We start from the raw sequence: 22,340 nt of genomic DNA, 5'->3' as shown, positions 1-22,340 counted from the left end.
AGATCTCTCACTGCGTTCGAGATGACGGCGTGCCTGTGAGTAATGACATAATTTCTGGGTCGCTGCCATTAGTTAAGCTCCATTGTATATTGAGGCTGCCATCCCCGCGAAGGCGTTGGCGCGTGTGAATGACCAAAATAAGAGAGTGTGCATCAAACTGTGTCACGTCATCTCGAACGCAGTGAGAGATCTCCGGATGCGGCACAAACCAGGATTTGGAAGATCTCTCACTGCGTTCGAGATGACGGCGTGCCTGTGAGTAATGACATAATTTCTGGGTCGCTGCCATTAGTTAAGCTCCATTGTATATTTAGGCTGTCATCCCCGCGAAGGCGTTGGCGCGCGTGAATGACCAAAATAAGAGATTGTGCATCAAACTGTGTCACGTCATCTCGAACGCAGTGAGAGATCTCCGGATGCGGCACAAACCAGGATTTGGAAGATCTCTCACTGCGTTCGAGATGACGGCATGCTTGTGAGTAATGACATAGTTTAATGAACACTCTCTAACTTAATGGACAGGCTGCCCAGGATTGTCACTATTCAATCTTTATTTTTAATAGTTCATCTACTATCTGCGGGTTAGACAGAGTCGAAATATCCCCCAAATCGCTAATGGATGTCGCTTTGCCAGCGGCAATCAGTCGAAGGATGCGGCGCATGATTTTTCCGGATCGCGTTTTAGGCAAATCAGTAACCCATTGAATATTTTCTGGTTTGGCAATGGCGCCAATTTCGTCAATCACTAAATTAATTAAAGCCTGTTTTAATGGGCTATTCGCTTGATAACCTGTCTTCAAACTGACAAAGGCTAGTACGCCCTCTCCTTTAATAGGATGGGGAATGCCCACAACAGCGGCTTCGGCAACTGCAGGATGTAACACCAGCGCACTTTCAATTTCAGCAGTTCCAAGGCGATGGCCAGAAACATTCAATACATCGTCAATTCTTCCCAAAAGCCAGAAGTTGCCTTCTTCGTCTCGTCTGGCGCCGTCTCCAGTAATATAGTAATCGCCTCTGAAATAGGTCTTGCGGTAGCGCTCATGATCGCCCTGAATAGTTCTCGCCATTGCCGGCCAGGGGAATTTAATAGCCAGTGCGCCCTGTGCGGGTCCAACCAGTTCTTCGTCCTCATCATTGAGCAGGATAGGGAAAATGCCTGGCATAGGCTGGGAGGCAGAACCCGCTTTCTGGTGCTGATAGGGTGGTTGTTCGCTTATCATGATAGCGCCTGTTTCAGTTTGCCACCAGGTGTCTACTATCGGACAACATTCGGCGCCGACCTGCTGATAGTACCACTCCCATACTTCCGGGTTAATCGGTTCACCCACTGTACCTAACAGCCGCAACGATGTTCTTGAGCTGTCATTTAGCCATTCATCGCCAGCCCGTTTAAGAGCTCTTAAGGCGGTAGGCGCGGTATAGAATACATTAACCTTATATTTATCGATAATCTTCCAGCAGCGTGATGGATTAGGCCAATTGGGGATGCCCGCATACATCAGTGTGGTGGTGCCATTTCCCAAAGGGCCATAAACGACATAGCTGTGGCCGGTAATCCAGCCGACATCAGCAGTACACCAGAAGACATCCTCTTCCCTGCATCCAAAAACCAGTTGGTGACTATAAGTAGTCTGGACAATATAGCCGCCACAGGAATGTACTAGTCCTTTGGGTTGTCCGGTGCTTCCGGAGGTATAAAGAATAAACAGCGGATCCTCAGCATCCATCCATTCCGGCGGGCAATCATTACTAACCTGCTCACGCAACTCATCCCAGTAAAAATTAACAGCGGGGTTAAAATCAATTGCGCGATGGGTAGAGCAGATAATCAGGGTTTTCAATGCCAGGTTTGCACTGGCTTCATCTGCCTGCTCTTTTAACGCATAAAATTTACCGCCACGCTGATAGCCATTAGCGGTAATCAGTAATTTACAAGCCGCAGCCTGAATTCTTTGTCGCAGAGCATGGGCGGAAAATCCTGCAAAGACGACAGTATGGATTGCTCCAATGCGAGCACAGGCAAGCATAGCAATGGCCGCTTCCGGTATCATCGGTAAATAAATAGCGACCGTATCACCTTTATGAATGCCCAGCTTCTTCAAGGCATTTGCCATACGGCAGACTTCCTCATGCAAGTCGGAAAAGCTTAAAGTCCGTTGCTCATGTTCTTCATCACCCTCCCAGATAATTGCGGGTTTTTCAGCACGGTGGGGCAAATGCCGGTCCACGCAATTGAAACATACATTTAATTTGCCATCGACAAACCATTGGGTAAATCCCTGACTGAAGCCCCCCTGCATCACTGCTTTCCAGGGGGCATACCAGCTGATTTGCTTATTAGCGACAGAAGCCCAAAAATTGAGAGCGCCTGAATGACTGTTCATAGAAAAAACCTTATACGTTCAATGCCTTGATAATGGCAGAAAAATCAAGCTCACTAAATCCGGCTTCGCTAAACTGCTGGTAGAGCAAGGTGGCTCTTCCGGTAACTGGAGTATGAACTCCAGTCATGGTGGCAGCCTTTTGACTCAGCATTAAATCTTTCAACATCATGGCCACTGTAAACCCGGGATGGTAATCACTATTGGCGGGGACATCTGGTATCACATCCGGCACCGGCATATATTTTGAAGTGACCCAGCATTGGCCGGACGAGGAATTAACCACTTCATGGAGTTTTTCAGCCGACAAGCCCAATGCCTGAGCGAGAGTGAAGGCTTCTGAAACCGCAATCATGGTGGCACCAAGAATCATATTATTGCAGATTTTTGCTGCCTGACCGCTTCCCGCCTTTCCAGCATAAATAATCCGTTTTCCCATGCTGTTCAGCACGGTTTTGGCTTTATCCAGAGCATATTCCCTGCCGCCCACCATGAATGTCAGCGTACCCGCTTTAGCGCCGGCAACGCCGCCAGAGACTGGCGCGTCCAGAGACAGAAGTTGTTTATCAGCAGCCAGCTGATGGAGCTTCCTGCTGGTTTGTACATCAATCGATGAGCAGTCGATATGAATGGCGTGTCTGGCTGTCGCATACAGACCATCTTCACCCTGGCAAACCTGTTCGACCTGCGAGCCGGATTGCAGCATAGTAATAATCACTTCATTATCTCTGGCGGTATCATGAAGTTTTTTGGCCGCATAACCCCCCGCTTCCACCAGGGCGTCAAGAGCGCTTGCCTGTAAATCAAAGCCAGTCACGTCATGACCTGCTTTTACCAGATTAATAGCCATTGGCAATCCCATATGGCCTAATCCAACAAATCCAATTTTTGCCATGTGGCCTCTCCTTATTCTCTTTGCTATTAATCGTGAGTCGGCATTACAAACGCATTCTGCTTCAAATGGGTTAAAGGCCATTTGCTGGTCACCGTTTTGCGGTGAGTATAAAAATGAATACTTTCCAGAGCATGCATATTGGTATTGCCAAAAGAAGAATGCTTCCAGCCGCCAAAAGGATGATTAACAATGGGAACAGGAATCGGAATATTAACCCCGACCATGCCCACCTGAACTTCCTGACTGTATCTTCGGGCGGTATAGCCATCACGGGTAAATATGGCGGTACCATTACCATATTGATTACGGTTAACCAGGGCCAGAGCTTCATCAAAGCTTTGCACGCGAAGTACAATGAGCACCGGGCCAAAAATTTCTTTCTGATAAATACTCATGGATTCAGTGACATGATCAAATAAGGTCGGTCCGACAAAAAATCCCTGAGGATGCTGTGGATGAGTAAATGAGCGTCCGTCTATCAAGAGTCTGGCGCCTTCTTCAATACCATTGGAAATAGCCTCAACAACACGTTCTTTATGGGCTTTACTAATCAGAGGTCCCATATCGCAGCCTGCCACATCTCCGGCGTCCACTTTAATTGCTTTAATCAGTGGATTTATTTCATTAATGAAGCGATCAGCGGTCTCATCACCTACAGCAACTACAGCGGAAATAGCCATACAGCGTTCTCCGGCTGAACCATAGGCTGCTCCTGTGACTGCCTGGGCTGCCTGGGCGAAGTCCGCGTCTGGCATAATAACGCAGTGATTCTTGGCACCGCCGAAGGTATGCGCGCGCTTGCCATGTGCACAGGCTTCTGTATAGATATATTCGGCGACTGGAGTAGAAGCGACTGCAGTGAATGCTTTGATTTTGGGATGGCGAAGCAGATAGTCCACGGTATCCTTATTACCCTGAATGCAATTGGCCACTCCCGGAGGCAGACCGGCATCGTCAAGTAATTCCAGAAGTCGAAGTGGGGCCGAGGGATCTTGCTCTGAGGGTTTTAATAAAAAAGTATTTCCGCAGGCAATCGCCGGGATCATCATCCATACGGGAACCATAACCGGAAAATTGAAAGGTGAAACACCGGCGCAGATTCCCAGCGGCTGATAGAGAGTATGGCTATCAATTCCTGTGCTAACCTCAGCGGAAAACTGACCTTGCAAATGGCTGACAAGCCCGCAGTGAAACTCAACTACCTCAATGGCCCGGGCAATAGAACCCTTCGCATCATCGATAGTTTTGCCATGCTCGCGATTAACGATCGCAGCTAATTCATTCTGATTTTTTTCCAGCAGCTCGCGGAATTTGAAAAAAACGCGGGCTCGTTTGAGCGGCGGTGTTTCAGCCCAGGCGCTGCCTGCTTTCTCAGCAGCGGAAATGGCCTGTTCACAGATCTGTTCGCCCGCAAAATGGACTTCAGCAATGATTTCGCCGAGAGCTGGATTATAAACCTGATGCGTGTTTTTACTGTCATTAATGGTTATTTTGCCATTAATAAAATGCCCAATGGAAGTTTCCATCTTTTCACTCCTGTTGAAGAAAGGGCCGGCTTTCTTATCAAAATTCGCTAAATGTAGACAAAGTTGCCTGATAATAGCGCTTGTTGTCCTGAGGCTGAGCGCTTCGGGTTTCAATGATTTTGACCTGATCATGATCCTTGCCTGACTTGGCGAGCGCCTGGGCAATGGCTTCTTCCAAACTACTTTCTGAGTAGCCGGTGTAATCTCTTGTATTGAGGAGGGTCATCCTTTAACCTTTCTTTGATGAAAACAAGCATCTTAACATGAAAGAAATGACTTGAAAAATCGTCCTTTTTTTTGGAAAAATGAAGGGCAAACAATTTTCTATTTGAAAATACTAACAAAAAATTGTTAAGTTTGGCTTTTTAATCAATAATAAAATGACCTAAGCATGCAAGGATCGATGCAAAATGCCAAAAACAATCTTGAGGGTTGAAAAAGGACTCGTTCTGACTTCAGAAATGAAGCAAAATCTGAAATCTCAGCTTAAATTGGATAGTCTTGACGATTTAGTGATTAAGGAACACGAAAAGACACCTGATTTAAAAGAAATTTATCAACGCCGGATGGATATTCTGGCAGAGGCTTTTGAGTTTATTTACCAGTCAATTACCCCTTCAAGTTGCATGCCTGAAGAACTTAGGAAATATCTGGAATTTTGTAAACAGAGTAATCAGCTGCCCGAGCTGGGCGACCAGGATAAATATCAGGAAGTATTAGCCAGTTTCACAGGCATGCTGGTGAACTCACTGATTGACAATTGGAATTGGCCCTATCGTGTCAGGGATGCAGTGAGTTTACTCAATCGGGCTGAGCAATATGTCATCATGCAGAAAGGGCGTAACAACTTAGCCTCGCTCAGTAAAATATCTCAATTCAGTGAAGGTTTTATTCTGAACTGGGAGAATACATTACCCGCCTGCTCCAAAGAAACCATCGATGATCTTGCAAAGATTAAGAAGACCTATCTTTCTGACTTACCCAAGTGGCTCGATACACTTCCCTATTATCAGCAGGTGTTTTTTCTCACCTCTCCTGAGGAATGCCAGACTGCCACCCAGCTTAACAGTGAAAATAATGCGATAATCGCCTGGTGGCGCAAGATAACGGACGCCAAGGCGCTCAGCAATGCCGATTATCTGGCAATTATTGATGGCTCTGTCAAAAACCAGCCGAAGTGGTTTCAGGCAATATCAGAGAATCGCCGGCAGTTAATTCGGGTATTATTGATTTCTGAAGGAAACAGTTTTGAACGGGTTGAGGGCAAGCTTCATGAGCTTGGCAAAAGCCTTCGTGAGAATTTTACCAAGACTACGGATGAATACATTAAAACCATTCGTGACCTGCCAAGCTGGTTCGTGTACCTCCCCCTTGCCGAACAGAAACTGTTAAAAGCGGCCCTTGATAAAAGTGAACGAATTGAAGATGTGGTGCATTTTTTGCCGAGCCGGTTAAGAAGCATTCCGGGTTTGGCTAATCTGGCTGAACATAATTGCGCAATGCTTTATGCGGACTGCAGCGAAAAAAAGAAGTTTACTCCCAGGCTGCGTAGCAGCCATCTGGCCTCTCGTGATGTGAAGTCACAGCCCAAGCCTATCGGTGAATCGCATGCTCTTCTTAATTTTAAACGAGTCCTTGAACTTGTTGAGCAGCGTTATCAGAAAACTACAGTGTTTCTTCAGACTTTAATCAGCCCTGTGATGGGTGCCTCATTAGTTGGGGTGCCGGATCAGTATCTCGATGGCATGCGTAAATGGGTTATTGCCAATGCCCCGAAAGACAAGTTTAGGATACTTACTAAAAACCATGCGCTGAATATGGCAAAACGGCTGCTTTATACGGTAGCAGATGATCCAAACTGTCTGGAGTTACTCAATGCTGCGAAGTCAGTATTTCCCAAAACCTCGGCTTTGGAGAAATTAATTGAGGCTTACCAGAAAACCCTGGAGTCTGGTCCATTCACAACCAATTTTCGGGACTATACTGGTAGAGAACTGACCCTAAGTTCCTATGAACATTTATTGGCTGATTTTATCAACGCAGCCAGTTATGGATCATGTGTCAGCGGTAAGGACAGGAAAGCATTGGAAATTATTCATACCGATGCAATGCAGATTTACTATGAACTTTATGGTGAATGGCCTCAATTTAATGAGTTCGGAGTAAAGCGAGACAACTTTGTGGATATAGTTTCTGATCTTTATGTTGATCGGCATGCTCATGAATTTGCTGATGAAAACGCGCCGGGAACCGAAGGCATTAAAACACCCGCGAATTACTTTCCCAGAGATATTGCACAGGCAATTGAAGAGAAGATGAAACCTTTTGAAAATTCCCTGCTTTGCGATGATAAAAATGCCACGAATAACGAAGTTAAAAAAATAGCTGCCTTTAAGCAGGCGCATCCTTCTCAGGTATCAGAAGGACATAAAAAAGGCTTGATATTTAATGGTTTATCCAAGTGTATTATGGCCGCGCAACGACTGGACAACCAGCAAACCGTTGATTTACTGGAATCAATAAAGATATTAACAGGTGAAACGGCTTTCTGGAAAGACAAGCGCTATGTGTTTGGCAAGAGTATTCCTTTTTGGAATAAAACGTCCTACGTCGATGCTATGCCTGGCGGTATTGATTTTATGAAGAAGGCAACTAGCCGGCAGGATGATTCCACTAGAATTCTAGCGGAGATTTATTATATTTTGGGAAGCCGCTCATCTGACTATCGTGATAAAGATACTAAGGAAGTTTATGAAGCCATTCTTAAACTGAGAGACTCAGCTCCTCCAGGTGAGAAATATAGTGCGGCCATGAAAACGCTTAAGGAAAAGAGAGACCTGGCCTTTGCGAAGAATGCAGCAATCCCCTTAATGGATGAAGCTGTGGGCGGTGTGGATATTGCGGCCCAAATGAACTGAGGGAGAGCAAGGGGATTGAATTAAAACGCCTAGAAGTCTAACAGGTTTTCCAGTCCGTAGATCATCTGGTCCAACTGAATAACCTTTCGACATGACAGCAGCAAACCTGGCATAAAAGAGCTGCGATCAAGGCTGTCATGAACTATAGACAGGGTTTCTCCCTGACTGCCAAACAGGACTTGCTGGCGGGCCAGAATTCCGGGCAGGCGGATAGAATGAATGGGGATCCCTTCATGCTGACCGCCGCGAGCTCCGAGAATGGATTCCTGTGCGAGCGTTTCTTCTGGCGGAATTTGACGGCTTTGAGCAATCATTTCAGCGGTCTTAATGGCAGTGCCGGACGGCGCATCAAATTTCTGCGGATGATGCGCTTCAATAATTTCCACATTCTGGAAAAATTTAGCAGCTAGTGCTGCAAAATGCATCATCATTACTGCGGCGATTGAGAAATTAGGGGCGATGATGCCGCCGAGTTTTAAGTTGGCGCAAGTTGCTTTTAATTCTTCCACTTGGGCAGGTAATAAGCCGGAGGTGCCGATCACTGGGTGGGCGCCGCCATTAATAATGGTCATGGCGTTTTTAAAGGCAGAGTCGGCACGGGTTAGGTCCACTACAACAGATGCCTGTGTTTCAGCAATCGTTCTTTCCAGATTATCCTCACGTCCAAGACCTCCAACCAATTGGAATTCCTCCTGGGTCTGGAGTGTCTCGCAGGCAAGACGTCCCATTTTGCCTGAGGCACCATTTACAATTACCCGTATGGTCATTTACTCTCCTTCAACTTTGTCATTTCCGCGCAGGCGGAAATCTATTTTGATTTGGCATAGTGTTTTGTTTGAGATGGGTTTCCGCCTGCGCGGAAATGACTGGTTTGAGTAGCCAGATATCCCTGACCTAGTCCGCCTCCATCTCTGCCTTTTTAGCCTTGCGTGCCTTCTTAACCCGTTTTTTCTCTTTATAATTTTCCCGCACGACTCTTAATGCCCACATACTGGCGGGGAGCCAGCCAAAGAGAGTGGCTTGCATCACCAATGCGACAATAGCACCCCCCGGGTTATCATAAATTAATAATACCAGCCAGGGAAAAAATAGCGCTAGAAGAGACATTAACCATTTCATGGATGATAATCCTAACTTTGGTGCCAAGGTTTCATGAAAATCCAGTAACAAACTGCCTGGTCCGCGGCATACCGCGAATTAACTTCCCTACGTGCCGCGGCTTGTCGAGGGCATCGAGCTCAAACCGCAGTAAGCAGCGAAATCATTCAGCATCTAAAAAGCTGTTATTTAAGAGTATTATATACCGGGGGATTGTATTTGGCGATGCGGCCTATACTTCAAAGGAACAGTCAAGCACCTCCAGGTCAAAATATAATTGAAGAATAAGAAATATTATTGTTCATGAAGTACATATTTTGTTTAGTTAAAATTTACTTTTATTTTTTTGTTTTGTAGAATGGCTGCCTTTCCTCGCGATTACATCAACGACTGTTGATTGGCCGAGGTTTATTTTCAATTCTCTAATCATTATCCACTCAAGGTATCAGAATGAGAAGACAAGAGCTTCATCCACGAACAGCGGTGATTAATAAATCACAGAAAAATCAGTCAAAAAAATCACGCAATCAGGCTCTGATATGGCTTTGCGAACAGTTTCCCCAGGCATTTGATAACACGCAGCGTATCCGCCCGTTAAAGAACGGGATTATGGAGGATATACTCGTTTATGCAGACAAAGCGGCAGAAGATGGAATCTCACGCAGCAAATTACGTGAAGCGGTAGTCATTTTTACCCGTCGTCTTGATTATCTGGCCTGTCTCAAGGCACGTGAAATGCGGGTTGATTTACAAGGCAATGCCACAAGTCAGGTAAGCGAAGACGAAGCGGAGCGAGCCGCGGCAAAGATCAAGAAACGGGTTGAAAAAAGCGTTCGCAATGCAAGAAAATTACAAACGATAAAACCAGTGATTACATCAGCAGCCCGCATTGAGCCATCAAAATCCACGAATAATCATTACACGCATTATTCTTCCAGCTATGATTATAACCAGCCTGGTGAGCGTAACTATCCCTCTCCAGCACAGCAGTCAGGCAAATCCGCTGCCGATATTATTGTCAAACATAAAACTGCCAAGCAATATGATCCTGATGCAGTCGCCAGATTAAAGGAAAAGTTGGGTATTTCAAGGAAGGAAGAACAGAAAGAGGCGATTGACTAAGGCATCTGATTTTCACAAGAAGAGGTCGTCACCATGAAGTTATCGGTTTCAGGAAACACAGGAGAGTCTGCGGGGAAGATTAAAATTACGCTCACAGAAGATTCTGCTTCTTTTGTGAGATATCAGGGAACTGTGGAGACTTCTTCTTCCGGGCAACAGCGTATCAACGGGCTTATCTCTAAAAAAGACAGTCTTGAAGTATCGGCGCGGGGTGGTAATGGCGTTGATGGAAAGATAGGAGCTGACGGTAAAAAAGGAGCTGACGGTGCCTGGGGAAGTGATGCGACCTGTTATCTGCCCGCTGAAAGAGGCCAGGATGGTAAGAGAGGCGAGGATGGTGAAAAGGGAACAAATGGCGGTCCTGCTGGAAATGGAGGAGAGGTTGAGATTTGCGTGAATGATCCTGCTGATCTGTCATTATTCTCCCTGGTCGGCGATACAGATGTTCGCGCTGGAATGCCTGGTCGAGCGGGAAGGCATGGTCGAGGCGGCAAGGGGGGCAAGGGCGGTAAGGGTGGAAGATACCTTGATGACCCTGGAAACTATCACTACCACCGTCACCACCACCATCACCCTCATCAGGATTTTGAGCCCTATAATCCCCTGCCCTTTATTGATAGCCATGCTCCAGACGGTAAAGACGGCCCCGATGGTTACACCCCAACAGAAATTTTATACCCAGGTGCTCCGGGTATTGACGGCAGCGTCAGGTATCACATTCTCTCTCAGGGAATCATTCAATCAACACATACAGCCCCCTATCAACTGAAAATAACTAATCCGCGATACTGGACAGGTCAGCAACATGGTCTGTTTGAACCGGGTGATACAGTGCAAGTGGTTTACGACATTCACAATCAGTCAATCAGTATGCCTTCCCCAGTAGAGTTGATGCCTGTTAATGTTGATCTCTCTGTGCGAAGCATTTTCCAGCAAACTGGAGCAGGACAAGTGCGGGGAGATATTCCTGCCGGTGGTCGTGCTGACAATCAGTCAGCTCCCCTGACTTTGAAAATCAGGGAACCGCTTATTATAAAAGGGGAATGTAGTGAACCCTATGCTGAAACCACCCATCTTCGTGTTCAACTGATGAATACCAGGCTTGCACGTCCTTACGCTGAGTCGGACATATCACCGATTAGGGTCTGTTATCCCGTTCAATTGTTGCCCAGAAAGAAATTTTATACCGTCGCTATTGGTGAGCCTTTGGATTTGGAGCTAGAGGTTAGAAATATCTCGACAAAAGCCTTGGGCCGTAAGGAAGGACGAGATGTTTTTCTGCAGATTGTAGATGAAGATGAAAGCAATTCTGTCGTTCTCAACGGAAAGGCAGTCGAAACTCTGGGCCCTGATCAAACAGAGAAACTGCAGGCCAGGGTTGTACTTGATGAGCGCTTCGCTTTTGGCTCAAGGCGTGAATATAAAGCCAATTTACAGCTAAAGCCTATCGATAGAAATAAATCCATGTCACTGATTCAGCAACAGGTTTTTACTGTGCAGGTCACCCCCAAATACCAGCATTCAGAGAGTGGTTTTACGCTGGTAATTAATGCTGAAACCTCTCCTGAAGCAGTGCAGTTCTGGATGAAGCAATTGACAAGCATTGCCCAAAAGCCAGTCGCTGTATGGAATACTTCCTATTATGGGCAATTTCCGCTGGAGTCAGAAGCCGGCTCGCTTCTGGCAGACAATGCACATGGAACCCTGATTGTCCTGGATAATGAATTTACAGGCCCTGACAGTAAGCTTATTAGAAACAGTGAGTTCATCCGAAAAGATAACCTGCTGCACGCGGCACAGGTTTATGATACTTCAATAGTTATTGTCGGCGACAACAAAAAACTTCCAGAATCTTTTAAAACAAAAGAAACAGGTTTATTGTGGGCAGAACCTGAAGAAAATTATTATTCGCTGGATTCACTGGTTGATGCTCTATTACGAGAAACGCCTAAAACCATTAGTCATGCCCGACTAACGCTTCCTACTGAGACGTTCTTTTCAAAAAGCAGTCCGCAGCAAGTACTCGATCGAGTAGCTGAAAAATTAAAACAATGCTTTCCGCATCGTAATTATCATTTCAGTGTAGAACGAGTTGCTAACAGCTCGAAGGTTGTGATTGAAATAAGACGTCTGGCTGATGAATTAAATGCCGGGGTTAAATCAATAAAACTTAGCCCTGGTGAGATGCAAGATCCTGCCAGAGCAGGGGCTGTAAATCCGCAGGGAATTATCAATGTCTTGTCTTTCACCCAGAAGCTTGATTTATTTATGAGAAGCACCAATCCTTATCACCAGCAGTTAACTCAGGCGATTATTTCAGATCTTCTGGCAGAACAGAGACTGGTGCGGCAAACGCAAAACTATGGTTCCTGGTGGAGTGTTTTAACTGGCCGCTATCGGCATAATTTTCAGATGGAACTAAAACAATTGCGTCAGTTAGTGTCGACTCTCAATACAATGGTGCAGCAAGGGTCATTTTATAATACGGAAGTCTGGGCCCCAAAGGTCATTCAGGTGCTGGCTCAAATGCAGTATCATGCCCAGCAACAGACTTCGTTCTGGAGTCGTCTTGCTGATTTTTTTGTAACTCAGACCAATGAGGAAATAAATCGTAGCACCAGAGCGCTTTGCAGTGAAGCATTAGCTTCTTATGGACAGCTCACCCAAAAGTCAGTTACCGAGTTAGCGCCAACACTCGACAATCACATCGCTCGTTTAGGATTTGAAGATAAACTCAGGGAAGAAATAGGCAGCTTACAACGTGCCATTCGCCGAGGCGGCTGTTTTTTTAATGAAACGCATAGCCGAAAAGAATTGTTTGCTGTTCAGAAATTATTGTCAGTTTGTCTGCAGGAGAGTAAGAGCTCTGAGCTTCAGGAACATCTGGTGATATTGCAAAAAGGGCGCTTCAAAGACTGCTATACGGAATTCAAAAAATTATATCCTGAATATCAGGAAACAGAAATTAAGCACCATGGGTCTTATGCTTTTGTATAGACAAAAAGAAAAACCTTGAATGCTTTACTGCTCGAGACTGCGGTAATAAGCCACGAGCAGCAAAGCGATTTCAAAGTTTTAAATAGTTACAGGAACAGCTTCGGATTTCTGAGGTTTTCAGAGTTATTTATTTTTAGAGCTGCCGCTTTTACCGCCTTTAGACTTCAAAGAGCCCTGGCTTTTGCCTTGACCGCCGTGGGAGTGTTCACCGCCTTTTTTACGATCTGCCTGAGTCAGGTTAGAACCTCGTCCACCGCCATGATTTTGAGTAGCCATAATTAACTCTCCTTGTTATATTTTGTTAGAAATAAATACCACTGAGCATAAAAAAAGCTCACTAATTAAAAGTAGACCATCTGCCGGGGATGTCAAATTCCATACAGCCTGTTTCTCCGTTGCTTTTTAAGCGAAACGGCTGAGAGAACTGTATTGTTTAACCTAAATCTGCAACAATGAGGTTTTAAAAAGTTCAATGAGTGTATGAATTTAATTAGACTGTTTTTATGCCTGTTTGCAGCCAAACTGCAGGCATTTTCCTGCCATCAACCGCAAATCATCAAGCAAAAACCAATACAATTTGATCACAAGCGAGTGGAGCTTACCCGGCTATATCAATTCACTCATTACGGAATCGATTCCTCCTCTATTGAGATCGAGCCCAAAATGATTGTTCTTCATTGGACCTGTTTGCCAAGTCTTGAGCTCGCTATGCGCGTATTTAATCCCCCGGCTTTACCTGCCAACTCCCCTCGCAGGAGTGAAATTCCGGATGACTTGAATGTATCCAGCCATTATCTGGTGGATCGTGATGGCAGTATTTATCAGCTCATGCCTGATAATTTAATGGCCAGACATGTAATTGGGCTGAATCATTACGCTATTGGCATTGAAAATGTCGGCGGAGTTGATGGCAAGGATGATTTAACAGAGCAACAAGCAGAGGCGAATGCATTTCTGGTTTGCTATTTAAAAAACAAGTATCCGCAAATCGAGCATGTGATTGGGCATCATGAATATCTTGAGTATAAACATAGCCCGCTTTGGCTGGAGAAAGATCCGGAATATGAGCGCTCAAAAACCGATCCTGGCCCAGACTTCGTGAACCGGGTGCAGACTTTGGCTCAGAAGGATCGAAAAAATTCCTCTGTCATTTCCGCGAAGGAGTTGTGGCGTAAATAAAAATGCGTGCACAAAACTGTCTTTGCGAGCGTTAGCGAAGCAATCCCGCTTCTTGCTTTGTTCAAATTTCGATCTGGATTGCTTCACTTCGTTCGCAAAGACGAGGTTAATTGCTTGGTTCTCTTCACACAACAAGGTGTCTTTGCGAAGGCGGAAATCCATTGATGAGTTTCACAGAGCTCATGATGAAGTGAATTCAAGCTTGCGCCGGAATGACTTAGTTTGAGACCAACATTGAATTAGCAAATTCGATTAAATTATTTCATTGCTGTGTAAAATTTACCTATTTTGTGTATAATAGCTTCTTTTGTAGATTTGAGAAGGAGAACGCATGCCAATCGTTATGCGCAAGATATCCAAAACCTGGTTGGCTGAGAATGCTGTGTTATTAAGTTTCGACAATCTTTCTTTTAATGATATTAAAAAATATGTAAAAGATAATAAAAATCAGTCAATCGCCTGTGGAGAGCATGCAGGGGAATTAGGTGTGGAAGCTCCAGAGCCATTGCCCTTTATCATTTCAAAACATTCTGATAATCAGGACTCCTTATCTTTGACCCCATTAGAATCTGGGAGAGTCTACTATAGTAACTGTTCACTAGAGGATAGTTCCGGACCGATCCATTTCTGGCAATTCATACCCGATGCAGAGAAAACTGACAGACCTGCTCATCCATCTAAACCGGTGGAGAGTTTGCTGTTTTTCTCAAGGGAGGACTGCTTAGTGTTTCAAGGAATGTATTCAAAAAAACAATCCTCATCATTCTTCGGAAGTTTGGTTAAGTCAAAAAAACCAGAGGAGCCCGTTGAGCCGGTCAAAAAGTTTTTAGAGTCTAAATTTTTTACAAAACCGAAATTTTATTTGCCTATATCTACTGAACAATTACCTCTCTTTAAAGATGAAGTAAAAAAGAGTAAGTTCAGGTTTACTTACGAGCTGGTTTACCTTAACGGTATTTATGCAGATGGAAAGCAACCCGCACAACGTTCCAATGGTTCCCATTGGCTGATGATAGTGATTAGTGCCAGGCTCACCTTTAATCAGTTGTCTGAGATGCTGCCCAAGACGGTCAAGAGCAGTTGTGATCTCCTGGAAAAAACCAGCCAGCCTGAATCCCATATCTGGTATATATCAATCCGTAATCTGGATCGGTTCAATCGCGAATGCATCAGAAATGGGTGGAATCAGGATGAGCAGTATACGCTGAAGTCAGGGTTTGGTAAGAAATGCAGGTTAATAGAAATAACATTTGCTAATAATCTGTCGGAGGCTGAGCTTAAGTTGCTGCTTCCGAATACTTATCAAAAAAGGATTAAAGATGTGACTGATTTTCACATCGGGGAATCTCATGATGATAAAGAGATGTCCTGCAGTTCATCCAGCAGTTCGTCAATGAGTAATAAATGATGTACTTAGGTAGAGCCCTTGGCCCATAGCCGTCAGGCTAAGAAGTAATGTAACCCTAATTGCCATTAAGTTAAGCTCAATTGTATATTAAACTGTCATCCCCGCGAAAGGCGGGGATCCATCTCTGAGCTAGCCGCAATGCCGACTGATGAATAGATTCCCGCCTTTCGCGGGAATGACAGAAGTCCTTCACTTAATGGCAGTGACCCTAACCCTCTCCCCCTGCTGCGCTTAGCCTGACGGCTGTAGGCCCTGGGCCCAACAATAAAAAGCAAAAATTGTTTCCTTTTTACACCCCCTCTATTGTTTATATGTGCGCAAATGGGATAAAATAAGCGCACTTTTGTTGTAGAGTTGTCGCATATGTCCAATATCAATAAAGCAGTCCATTACGCAAATTTCCATTATTATTCCAAGCCTTTAAGCGTTGTGAACTTACGGAAACTACAAATTCCTTACCCTGTATCTTTAAAAAAGATACAGCATAAACGAGACGATGTTGCCATTCAAAAGGAAGCAGGCACTTTTGAAACCTATATTCGACTATCGCATGGTATGCCCCACGCTTCGGCCGCCATGGAGTCGATTACTCAAATTGATCAAATCTACACAAAATATGATGCCGACTATGACAGCTCCATGCTGGAAATTTGTGAGAAACTTGGCTTGGGTAATAATATTGCCCTGCTTCTCGAAATGGTTCAGATTGCGACTTTGTTCCATGATACCGGCCGTCTCGGTGATGGTATGGACCTCTGGGATGAAGATAGTGGGAATCATTGTGAAAAATATTTAAGGGAAATATACCTGAAAAGTCCGGAGTTTAAGAAACTTTCCGGTGAACAAAAAGCCAAACTGGCCAAACTATTTGGAGATGCTGTTCGCTATAAAGATAATCATGCCACCTTCATCGACCTGCATGCGGCAATACATCCAGAAGTGGATTACATTCGCCAGCTGATTAATATGGCGGACACGCTTGAAGTTATCCGGACTCGTGATGACTTCAATCCCTCTCGCCTCCCGATTGCAAAGCGGGTTTCTTCGGAGGTAATGGTCAAAAATATCATTCCTGAGTTAGTCATCCCGCATCGTGACAAGATCATAGAAGAAGGCCGTTTATCACGAAAGGGACGTATCGTATATCCAGGCTTTGATGATAGCCAGTATATACCGAAACCTGGTTATAATGATCAGAAGATCGCTGCATCTTATTTTAAAAAAATGCAGCAATATGATGCGATAGTTTTAAAAATTAATGAAACCAACATTGATGAGTTAATCAGCAGAACATTGCAGGGTATCAAGGATTATATAAAGGATTATCAAAATCATAGTGGTTTTCAGTTTGCACATGATGGCTTTTTCAGCGCCCGGTACCATGGAAAACTGGGTGTAAATAGAGCATTATTTTATCAACGCTTATTTGAAAGCGGTGCCGTGAGTATGGGTACCAAAGTCCTGGCCTTGCATACGCTGTTGATAAACAGAGACGGTGGTCGTACGTTAAAGGATTATGTTTATCGCGGGATGAATCAGCGAAACAGTTATACGGTGATCGAGCAGCTTTGCACTCATCTAAGCAGCTATGGGCCCTATGACAGTGTTCAGGCCGCCAGTATTGCCGATTTTGCAAATGGAAAGTCAAAAATGGATCCGTTACCGCGATTAGAAGGCAGAAGAACTGGCCCGGAGTTTGGTTGAAAATGTCTTTTTTAGAGACAGTAGCTCTTGTAAACGATCAATAATTGCGCTAATCTAATTGAAAGAATTAGTTGGGCTTACACCGCTCAAACTATTACCCAGGAGGTCAGCTCTTGCAGGCCGTGAGCATGCTTCATCATATGAAGACGCCTAAAGCCTGTAACCAGACTTCCACCTGTACATAACAGGCCGGTGGTAAGCCCACTAATTCTCCCTTCTGAATACTCTGATTTACTTCAATAATAAAGAATTTGCCCATCAACGAGTGATGAGCAAAGGAAATATCAACGATAGCAGCGAAAAGCCCCGTGATCATTTACCCAGCAATCAGGTCTGCCAGGAACAGGTTTAGCCCAGGGACCAGGCTCATTAGGCACGCATCGACCCCAGTAATTCATATGATTACCGAAGCCGCAGCCTTGAGCTGCATTGGCACTGGAGGTATAACCTATACCGAGTGTCAAAAGCGCACCCAGTGCAAGGGGAGTTAAAACTTTAGAAATACTTAGAGATTGTATCTTCATAATGGATCCTTTTTTATAAAGTTTTTTCCACACAAGCTAAGTATAGTTTCAATTTTAAAAATTGTGAGTTAAGAATGAGCAAAGAGATGTGGGAATGCCAGGGTGTGCTTAAAAACACACCCTATAGCTCAAGCCATGTGTTTATAAAAATAATTAGGAAGAAACACATAAAAGGGAAGAAGTCTTACAAATAGATAAGCCATCGAGGGAAAGGCAAGCAAGGCAGTCAAAAAGCGAAGGCCGACTGGGGTGTGCTGAAACAATGCAAATAATATTAATGGGCTAATAAAAACCAGTAAAACCAGCAGACGTGCCAAACCCAGGCCTATTATTTTGCCATAGTGATTTTTGTACAAATGCAGATTGGTTTGTAAAATTGATTTAAATGATGTTGTCGGTGAAGAGGATGCGCTTGTTGCTGCTAATAAAAAAACCAACCAGGCTAAAATCCCCAGGAAAGGAGACAGCACAAAGCCAAGACAGGTGATTAGAGAGGCGCCAGTGAAGATCAGCACCGTTTTCCAGGTCATTTTTATACTCACAAAACCCGTATTTTCATTAATTGCTTCCCCATCAATATGCCTCATACATACCAGATTACAAGCATGAATAAACAGGCCGGCTACTGAATAAAACAGCAATAGCAAAAAGCCATGATATAGCTTGCTATCCATAAAATGATCGGAAAATAATCCTGCTTTGGCCATTAAGGCCGGAACAACAAATGCCAGAACCAGCACTGCAAGCGGGGTGAGCAATAAAAAACTGTATGGCCACCAGAGCGTTTTGCGACAATTCTCATAGGACTTCCAGGAATTATTTAAAAAGGCCCGAAATGTTTTGAGTTGAGACACGATATACACCGAATTTATAAAAAGGCTTATTATACGAGGAAATCAGTTAAAACAAACCAGCTTTGGTTTATGTTTCTTTCAAACAGTCAATTATCTTAAGCTGCGTCTCAAGCAGATGTGCATCGTTCCGGTATCGCTGCCTTGGCCAGAAAAAACCTTTTAATCCATCGCCTTTATTTCTGGGGACAATATGAATATGAAGATGAGGGATACTTTGACTCACTTTATTATTCGTAGCAATAAAGCTGCCACTGGCTTGCATGGCCTTGATTATGGCTTTGCTAAGCCTCTGTGTCAGTATAAATAATGGCTCAACCAGCGCGATTGGCAGTTCATCGAAATTGGCGATATGGGTTTTGGGAGAAAGCAGAATGTGTCCTGGAAAAAGAGGGTGGTGATCGAGAAAGGCGATAAATTGCTCATCTTCAAAGACTACATAGGCTTTCTCAATTCCTGCGACAATTAGATCGATAATACAATCAGCTGCTTTCATGGTATGGTTTTCCCAAATTGCCCGGAACAAAACCCAGGTAGCCGCCCAGGCAACTGGCCAATGCACCTGTTAAAAACAGAAAGAAAGTCTGAAAGCTGTTGATTCGCAGAATCTTTTTAGCTTTCTCTGTATCGGGGATGGCCGAAACTCCCTTATGCTCAGACTGTGTTTCGGTCACCATCGGCGAGTTGGCGCTTATTTTAATACCGACTAAGTTCGAGGTGAAATTAGCATGAAAGGCAGTATATTGGATAAGATTAGTAATCAGCATCACAGTGAAAAGTAACAGCAGACACCAGGCCAAAAAACCATGCACCATGCCCCATGTTTTTTTCAACAACAGCCCGGAGGATAATTTGCCGGCCAGCCATCCAGTAAAAAACATAGCGATAAAAGCGGAAAAACAAAATAGAGAATAGCCGGCAAATGAGAAGCGGGTACTCCCATCCTGAGCGATTGAAAAACTACTTAATCCAATGGCCAGGGCCAGAAGATTAAGTAAAAAATTCAAGCCGACTCCGCCAATTGCCCCTGCAAACAAAGCCGACCAGTTTAACTTGTTTTCCTTGCGATTATTTTTTGACATAGGTCATTGTTTCACTATCCACAGGATGAGAATTAACACGCCGCATAATGCCAATAGTCCATGCCCGAGTACCATTAGTTTCGAAGGAGGAACGCCCTTAATATCCTTCAGGAAAATATAAATACCGCCCATTGCAGCAAGAATAAAAATGGCAAGTGCCGCTAAAGGTAAAGAGTAGAAAAAGGCCAGTACGACAAAAAATAGAATACTGATTGCCCCCAGACTACCATGGGCAATGGCTACACCCTTAGGCGTTTCCCTATTGCTAAACACATAACTGGCGAGATATATGCCACCCAAAGCCGTTAAACAAAACAAAATGACTAATACTAGTTGCATGCTGCTTCCTTATTCTTCTTTAAAATTGGAGTTTACCGGGAGATTTTGCATTGCCGGGCCTTCCAGTACCTGCCCATCAGGGCTGAAACGGCTGCCGTGGCAAGGACAATCCCAGGTTTGTTCGCTATGGTTCCAGTCCACAATACATTTCATATGCGGGCACACGGCCGATACCACATGAAGTTGGTTATTGGCGTCACGTGACACAGCAAACTTGGCCCGATCCATCTCGATAATTTTTCCTTCACCCATTCGGATTTCTTTTACGAGAGGTTGTTTAATTTGCGGTAAGTCGCTTAAATATTGATTTAAAACATTCATGTTTTCCTTAAAAAAGCTTGGCAAACTGGCAAGACTTGCTTTGCGATCTGCCTTAAATAAATGGTTGAGCTCATTATCTTTGCCAATAATCAAATTAGCAAGAATCAATCCCGCCAAACTACCATAAATCAAACCATCAGCGAAATAACCAGTAGCCATTAATACAGTTTGTGTCTTCTTATTCGTAAAGCCGATATAGGGTATGGCGTCAGCTGATTGATAATGCTGTGCAGACCAGCGGTATGCCAGTTTGGCTTCAGGTTGGCTGGTGAGGAAATCTGACTCCAGTTCAATATAGTGTTTTTCGGGATTTTTTTCCTGCCCGGTTTTATGATGAGCGCCAGAAATCAAAACAATCTGCGGCCTGTTACCTTTATCACCGGAATGGGTAGATAACACATGATGGCTGTCAAAATTCCATAAATGCCCTTCTGGACATAAGGATTCTGGCATTTTAAAACCGCAGACATAACTTCGATAAGGGGCGGTAAAGGTTTGTATCGCATGCACTCCAATGGGTGTATGGGTGGCCAGAATAACTTTCTCCGCGCGAACTTGATTATGCGATGTATAAAGCACAGGATGCGGATCTTCCTCAATTGAAAGTACGCGGGTATTTTCAAAGATCATACAGCCTGCCTTTTGTAACTTATCCGCAAGTGCTCTGACATAGCGTAAAGGATTGAAGCGTGCCTGGTTTGGCATTACGATGGCCCTTTGAAAAGGGAAAGGGAATGGCAGCTCAGAAGCTTCTTCAAATCCAATACCCATTCTGCTGAACACCCCGACCTCATTATCAAGGATAGATTTCTTCGGCCCATTACTATAGCCATACCAGGGGCGGCGAGAAAAATTGCAGTCGAGTTGCTCATTATTGACGTTCGTTTCAATCAACTGAATAGCAGTTTGCCGAGCCTGAGCAACCGCTTTGGCAGTTTCGAGGTCAAAGTTTTTTTCTATCTGCTGATAAAGCGGCTGTACGGCGGTGTATAAATTACCTGTTGAGCGGCTAGTCGTATAGCCTCCTATTTGATCTGCTTCCAGGATAGCTACTTTTTTCCCAGCGTTAATCAAATAAAGGGCTGTTGTGATCCCTGTAATGCCGGCACCGACAATTGCAATTTCAACATCGAGATCCTGAGCTAAAGAGTTTGCAGGCTGCGAGCGCAACTCCAGCGCATTCCACATTGAGATTCCGTCCATGATACATCCTCCCTGACTGAATATTTCACAGTCCTTTATTTCACTATAGCATTGTGCGCTTAAAAATGAGTTAATAGCCGATTGCCCGAATACGATGCAAAGGAGATTCGTATGCTAGTTAAATTTGTCAGTGACGCCTATGAAAATATTGTGATGTTTGAAAAAGTAGCTAAGGAATTGATAAGCATGATGGGTCATTCCGGCGAAATACCCGGCGCCCTTACGGAAGAGCAGATTCCAGAAGCTTTGGCCATGTTACAATCTGCTCTTGAAAAACAGCGGCAGGCTCCCTCGAAACAGGGTTTCGATGATGAGGAAGAAGAAAAGCCGGTTAGCTTGTCAAATCGGGCATTTCCTTTGGTCAACATGTTGAAATCGGCTGCCCGGGAAAAAGCGGATGTGCTTTGGGACTATCAATAATCAACTAGACATTAGTAAATTCAGTTAGTTATCGCGGGATAGGGTTGGGGGCACTGCCCTTAAGTTAAGGAATTTGGTCCTTCCCGCGAAGGCGGAATCCATTCCTCAATTGGCATTATAGCTCGCTCAGAGATGGTTCCCCGCCTTCGCGGGCTGAGGAATCCCCTCATTTTTTATATAGTCAGCGGATGACTTAACAATTACTCAAACAGGTCTATTATCGTGTCGTTCCCGCGTAGGCGCTGAGGAATCCTGTCATTTAATTGAGCAGTTATGTTTTTAAGGTTTGCTCAATAAGGACGAGAAAAGAATTGAAGTGCATACGAATTCATGATCAAATTTGTTTACGAAGCAAAACCGACCGGAAAA

At 44.4% G+C, this 22,340-nt stretch carries 21 protein-coding genes and 1 other RNA gene; 8 read left to right on the top strand and 14 right to left on the bottom strand.

What is annotated here, in order from left to right:
- Positions 1-7 precede the first annotated feature (7 nt).
- The 5 genes from E1O89_RS15030 to E1O89_RS15010 all read right to left on the bottom strand — a co-directional run bounded on the left by E1O89_RS15030 (position 8) and on the right by E1O89_RS15010 (position 5,031).
- Positions 8-289 carry a hypothetical protein gene (locus E1O89_RS15030; protein WP_133140871.1) on the bottom strand — a complete coding sequence of 94 codons (282 nt, stop codon included), beginning with the start codon at positions 287-289 and terminating at the stop codon, positions 8-10.
- A 250-nt stretch (positions 290-539) separates the two neighbouring features.
- Positions 540-2,387, bottom strand: coding sequence for an acetate--CoA ligase (gene acs / locus E1O89_RS15025; RefSeq protein WP_133140870.1), 1,848 nt, complete (start codon positions 2,385-2,387; stop codon positions 540-542).
- 10 nt (positions 2,388-2,397) lie between these two features.
- Positions 2,398-3,279: a 3-hydroxyisobutyrate dehydrogenase gene (gene mmsB, locus E1O89_RS15020; RefSeq protein ID WP_133140869.1), complete on the bottom strand. Its 882-nt coding sequence runs from the start codon at positions 3,277-3,279 to the stop codon at positions 2,398-2,400.
- Positions 3,280-3,305: 26 nt separating this feature from the next.
- Positions 3,306-4,805 carry a CoA-acylating methylmalonate-semialdehyde dehydrogenase gene (locus E1O89_RS15015; protein WP_133140868.1) on the bottom strand — a complete coding sequence of 500 codons (1,500 nt, stop codon included), beginning with the start codon at positions 4,803-4,805 and terminating at the stop codon, positions 3,306-3,308.
- Between the two features lie 37 nt (positions 4,806-4,842).
- Complete coding sequence (locus tag E1O89_RS15010; protein WP_133140867.1) at positions 4,843-5,031, bottom strand: hypothetical protein; 189 nt, start codon at positions 5,029-5,031, stop codon at positions 4,843-4,845.
- Between the two features lie 184 nt (positions 5,032-5,215).
- Between E1O89_RS15010 and E1O89_RS15005 the strand changes: the two genes are divergently transcribed.
- Positions 5,216-7,723: a hypothetical protein gene (locus E1O89_RS15005; RefSeq protein ID WP_133140866.1), complete on the top strand. Its 2,508-nt coding sequence runs from the start codon at positions 5,216-5,218 to the stop codon at positions 7,721-7,723.
- 29 nt (positions 7,724-7,752) lie between these two features.
- Here the strand turns inward: E1O89_RS15005 and dapB are convergent, their stop codons facing one another.
- The gene (dapB, locus tag E1O89_RS15000) at positions 7,753-8,490 is read right to left on the bottom strand and encodes a 4-hydroxy-tetrahydrodipicolinate reductase (RefSeq protein ID WP_133140865.1); all 738 of its coding nucleotides are present in this window, start codon (positions 8,488-8,490) and stop codon (positions 7,753-7,755) included.
- A 127-nt stretch (positions 8,491-8,617) separates the two neighbouring features.
- The gene (locus tag E1O89_RS14995; protein WP_133140864.1) at positions 8,618-8,842 is read right to left on the bottom strand and encodes a hypothetical protein; all 225 of its coding nucleotides are present in this window, start codon (positions 8,840-8,842) and stop codon (positions 8,618-8,620) included.
- A gap of 429 nt (positions 8,843-9,271) precedes the next feature.
- Between E1O89_RS14995 and E1O89_RS14990 the strand changes: the two genes are divergently transcribed.
- Positions 9,272-9,943, top strand: coding sequence for a ProQ/FinO family protein (locus E1O89_RS14990; RefSeq protein ID WP_133140863.1), 672 nt, complete (start codon positions 9,272-9,274; stop codon positions 9,941-9,943).
- Positions 9,944-9,976: 33 nt separating this feature from the next.
- Complete coding sequence (locus E1O89_RS14985) at positions 9,977-12,940, top strand: collagen-like protein (RefSeq protein WP_133140862.1); 2,964 nt, start codon at positions 9,977-9,979, stop codon at positions 12,938-12,940.
- 123 nt (positions 12,941-13,063) lie between these two features.
- Here E1O89_RS14985 and E1O89_RS15510 read toward each other — a convergent pair whose 3' ends face one another.
- A complete protein-coding gene (locus tag E1O89_RS15510; RefSeq protein ID WP_165483179.1) occupies positions 13,064-13,216 on the bottom strand; it encodes a hypothetical protein in 153 nt (50 codons plus the stop codon).
- Between the two features lie 204 nt (positions 13,217-13,420).
- Here E1O89_RS15510 and E1O89_RS14980 point away from each other — a divergent pair, with 204 nt between their 5' ends.
- The 4 genes from E1O89_RS14980 (at position 13,421) to ssrS (ending at position 17,449) form a co-directional block, all read left to right on the top strand.
- Positions 13,421-14,119, top strand: a complete 699-nt coding sequence (locus E1O89_RS14980; protein ID WP_133140861.1) for an N-acetylmuramoyl-L-alanine amidase — start codon at positions 13,421-13,423, stop codon at positions 14,117-14,119.
- A 331-nt stretch (positions 14,120-14,450) separates the two neighbouring features.
- Positions 14,451-15,527 carry a hypothetical protein gene (locus tag E1O89_RS14975; RefSeq protein WP_133140860.1) on the top strand — a complete coding sequence of 359 codons (1,077 nt, stop codon included), beginning with the start codon at positions 14,451-14,453 and terminating at the stop codon, positions 15,525-15,527.
- A 363-nt stretch (positions 15,528-15,890) separates the two neighbouring features.
- The gene (locus tag E1O89_RS14970; RefSeq protein WP_133140859.1) at positions 15,891-17,231 is read left to right on the top strand and encodes a hypothetical protein; all 1,341 of its coding nucleotides are present in this window, start codon (positions 15,891-15,893) and stop codon (positions 17,229-17,231) included.
- A 60-nt stretch (positions 17,232-17,291) separates the two neighbouring features.
- Positions 17,292-17,449, top strand: a non-coding RNA gene (gene ssrS / locus E1O89_RS14965) — 6S RNA.
- A 66-nt stretch (positions 17,450-17,515) separates the two neighbouring features.
- Here ssrS and E1O89_RS14960 read toward each other — a convergent pair.
- From E1O89_RS14960 to E1O89_RS14935, 6 genes are all read right to left on the bottom strand, one after another.
- Positions 17,516-17,755, bottom strand: a complete 240-nt coding sequence (locus E1O89_RS14960; RefSeq protein WP_112218979.1) for a GCG_CRPN prefix-to-repeats domain-containing protein — start codon at positions 17,753-17,755, stop codon at positions 17,516-17,518.
- Between the two features lie 128 nt (positions 17,756-17,883).
- On the bottom strand, positions 17,884-18,609 hold the full coding sequence (locus E1O89_RS14955) for a hypothetical protein (protein WP_133140858.1): 726 nt from the start codon (positions 18,607-18,609) through the stop codon (positions 17,884-17,886).
- 67 nt (positions 18,610-18,676) lie between these two features.
- Positions 18,677-19,102, bottom strand: a complete 426-nt coding sequence (locus E1O89_RS14950; RefSeq protein ID WP_133140857.1) for an HIT family protein — start codon at positions 19,100-19,102, stop codon at positions 18,677-18,679.
- Positions 19,089-19,688 carry a hypothetical protein gene (locus E1O89_RS14945; RefSeq protein WP_133140856.1) on the bottom strand — a complete coding sequence of 200 codons (600 nt, stop codon included), beginning with the start codon at positions 19,686-19,688 and terminating at the stop codon, positions 19,089-19,091. The genes E1O89_RS14950 and E1O89_RS14945 overlap by 14 nt, the downstream gene beginning before the upstream one ends.
- A gap of 3 nt (positions 19,689-19,691) precedes the next feature.
- The gene (locus tag E1O89_RS14940) at positions 19,692-20,027 is read right to left on the bottom strand and encodes a hypothetical protein (RefSeq protein ID WP_133140855.1); all 336 of its coding nucleotides are present in this window, start codon (positions 20,025-20,027) and stop codon (positions 19,692-19,694) included.
- A gap of 9 nt (positions 20,028-20,036) precedes the next feature.
- Positions 20,037-21,551: an FAD-dependent oxidoreductase gene (locus E1O89_RS14935; protein WP_133140854.1), complete on the bottom strand. Its 1,515-nt coding sequence runs from the start codon at positions 21,549-21,551 to the stop codon at positions 20,037-20,039.
- A 111-nt stretch (positions 21,552-21,662) separates the two neighbouring features.
- Between E1O89_RS14935 and E1O89_RS14930 the strand changes: the two genes are divergently transcribed.
- Complete coding sequence (locus E1O89_RS14930; protein WP_112218985.1) at positions 21,663-21,971, top strand: DUF1840 domain-containing protein; 309 nt, start codon at positions 21,663-21,665, stop codon at positions 21,969-21,971.
- Positions 21,972-22,340 lie beyond the last annotated feature (369 nt).

Origin of the sequence: Legionella genomosp. 1 (assembly GCF_900640215.1) — a bacterium.
Lineage (GTDB): Bacteria > Pseudomonadota > Gammaproteobacteria > Legionellales > Legionellaceae > Legionella_C > Legionella_C quinlivanii_A.
This window is presented reverse-complemented; position numbering and strand designations above follow the sequence as displayed.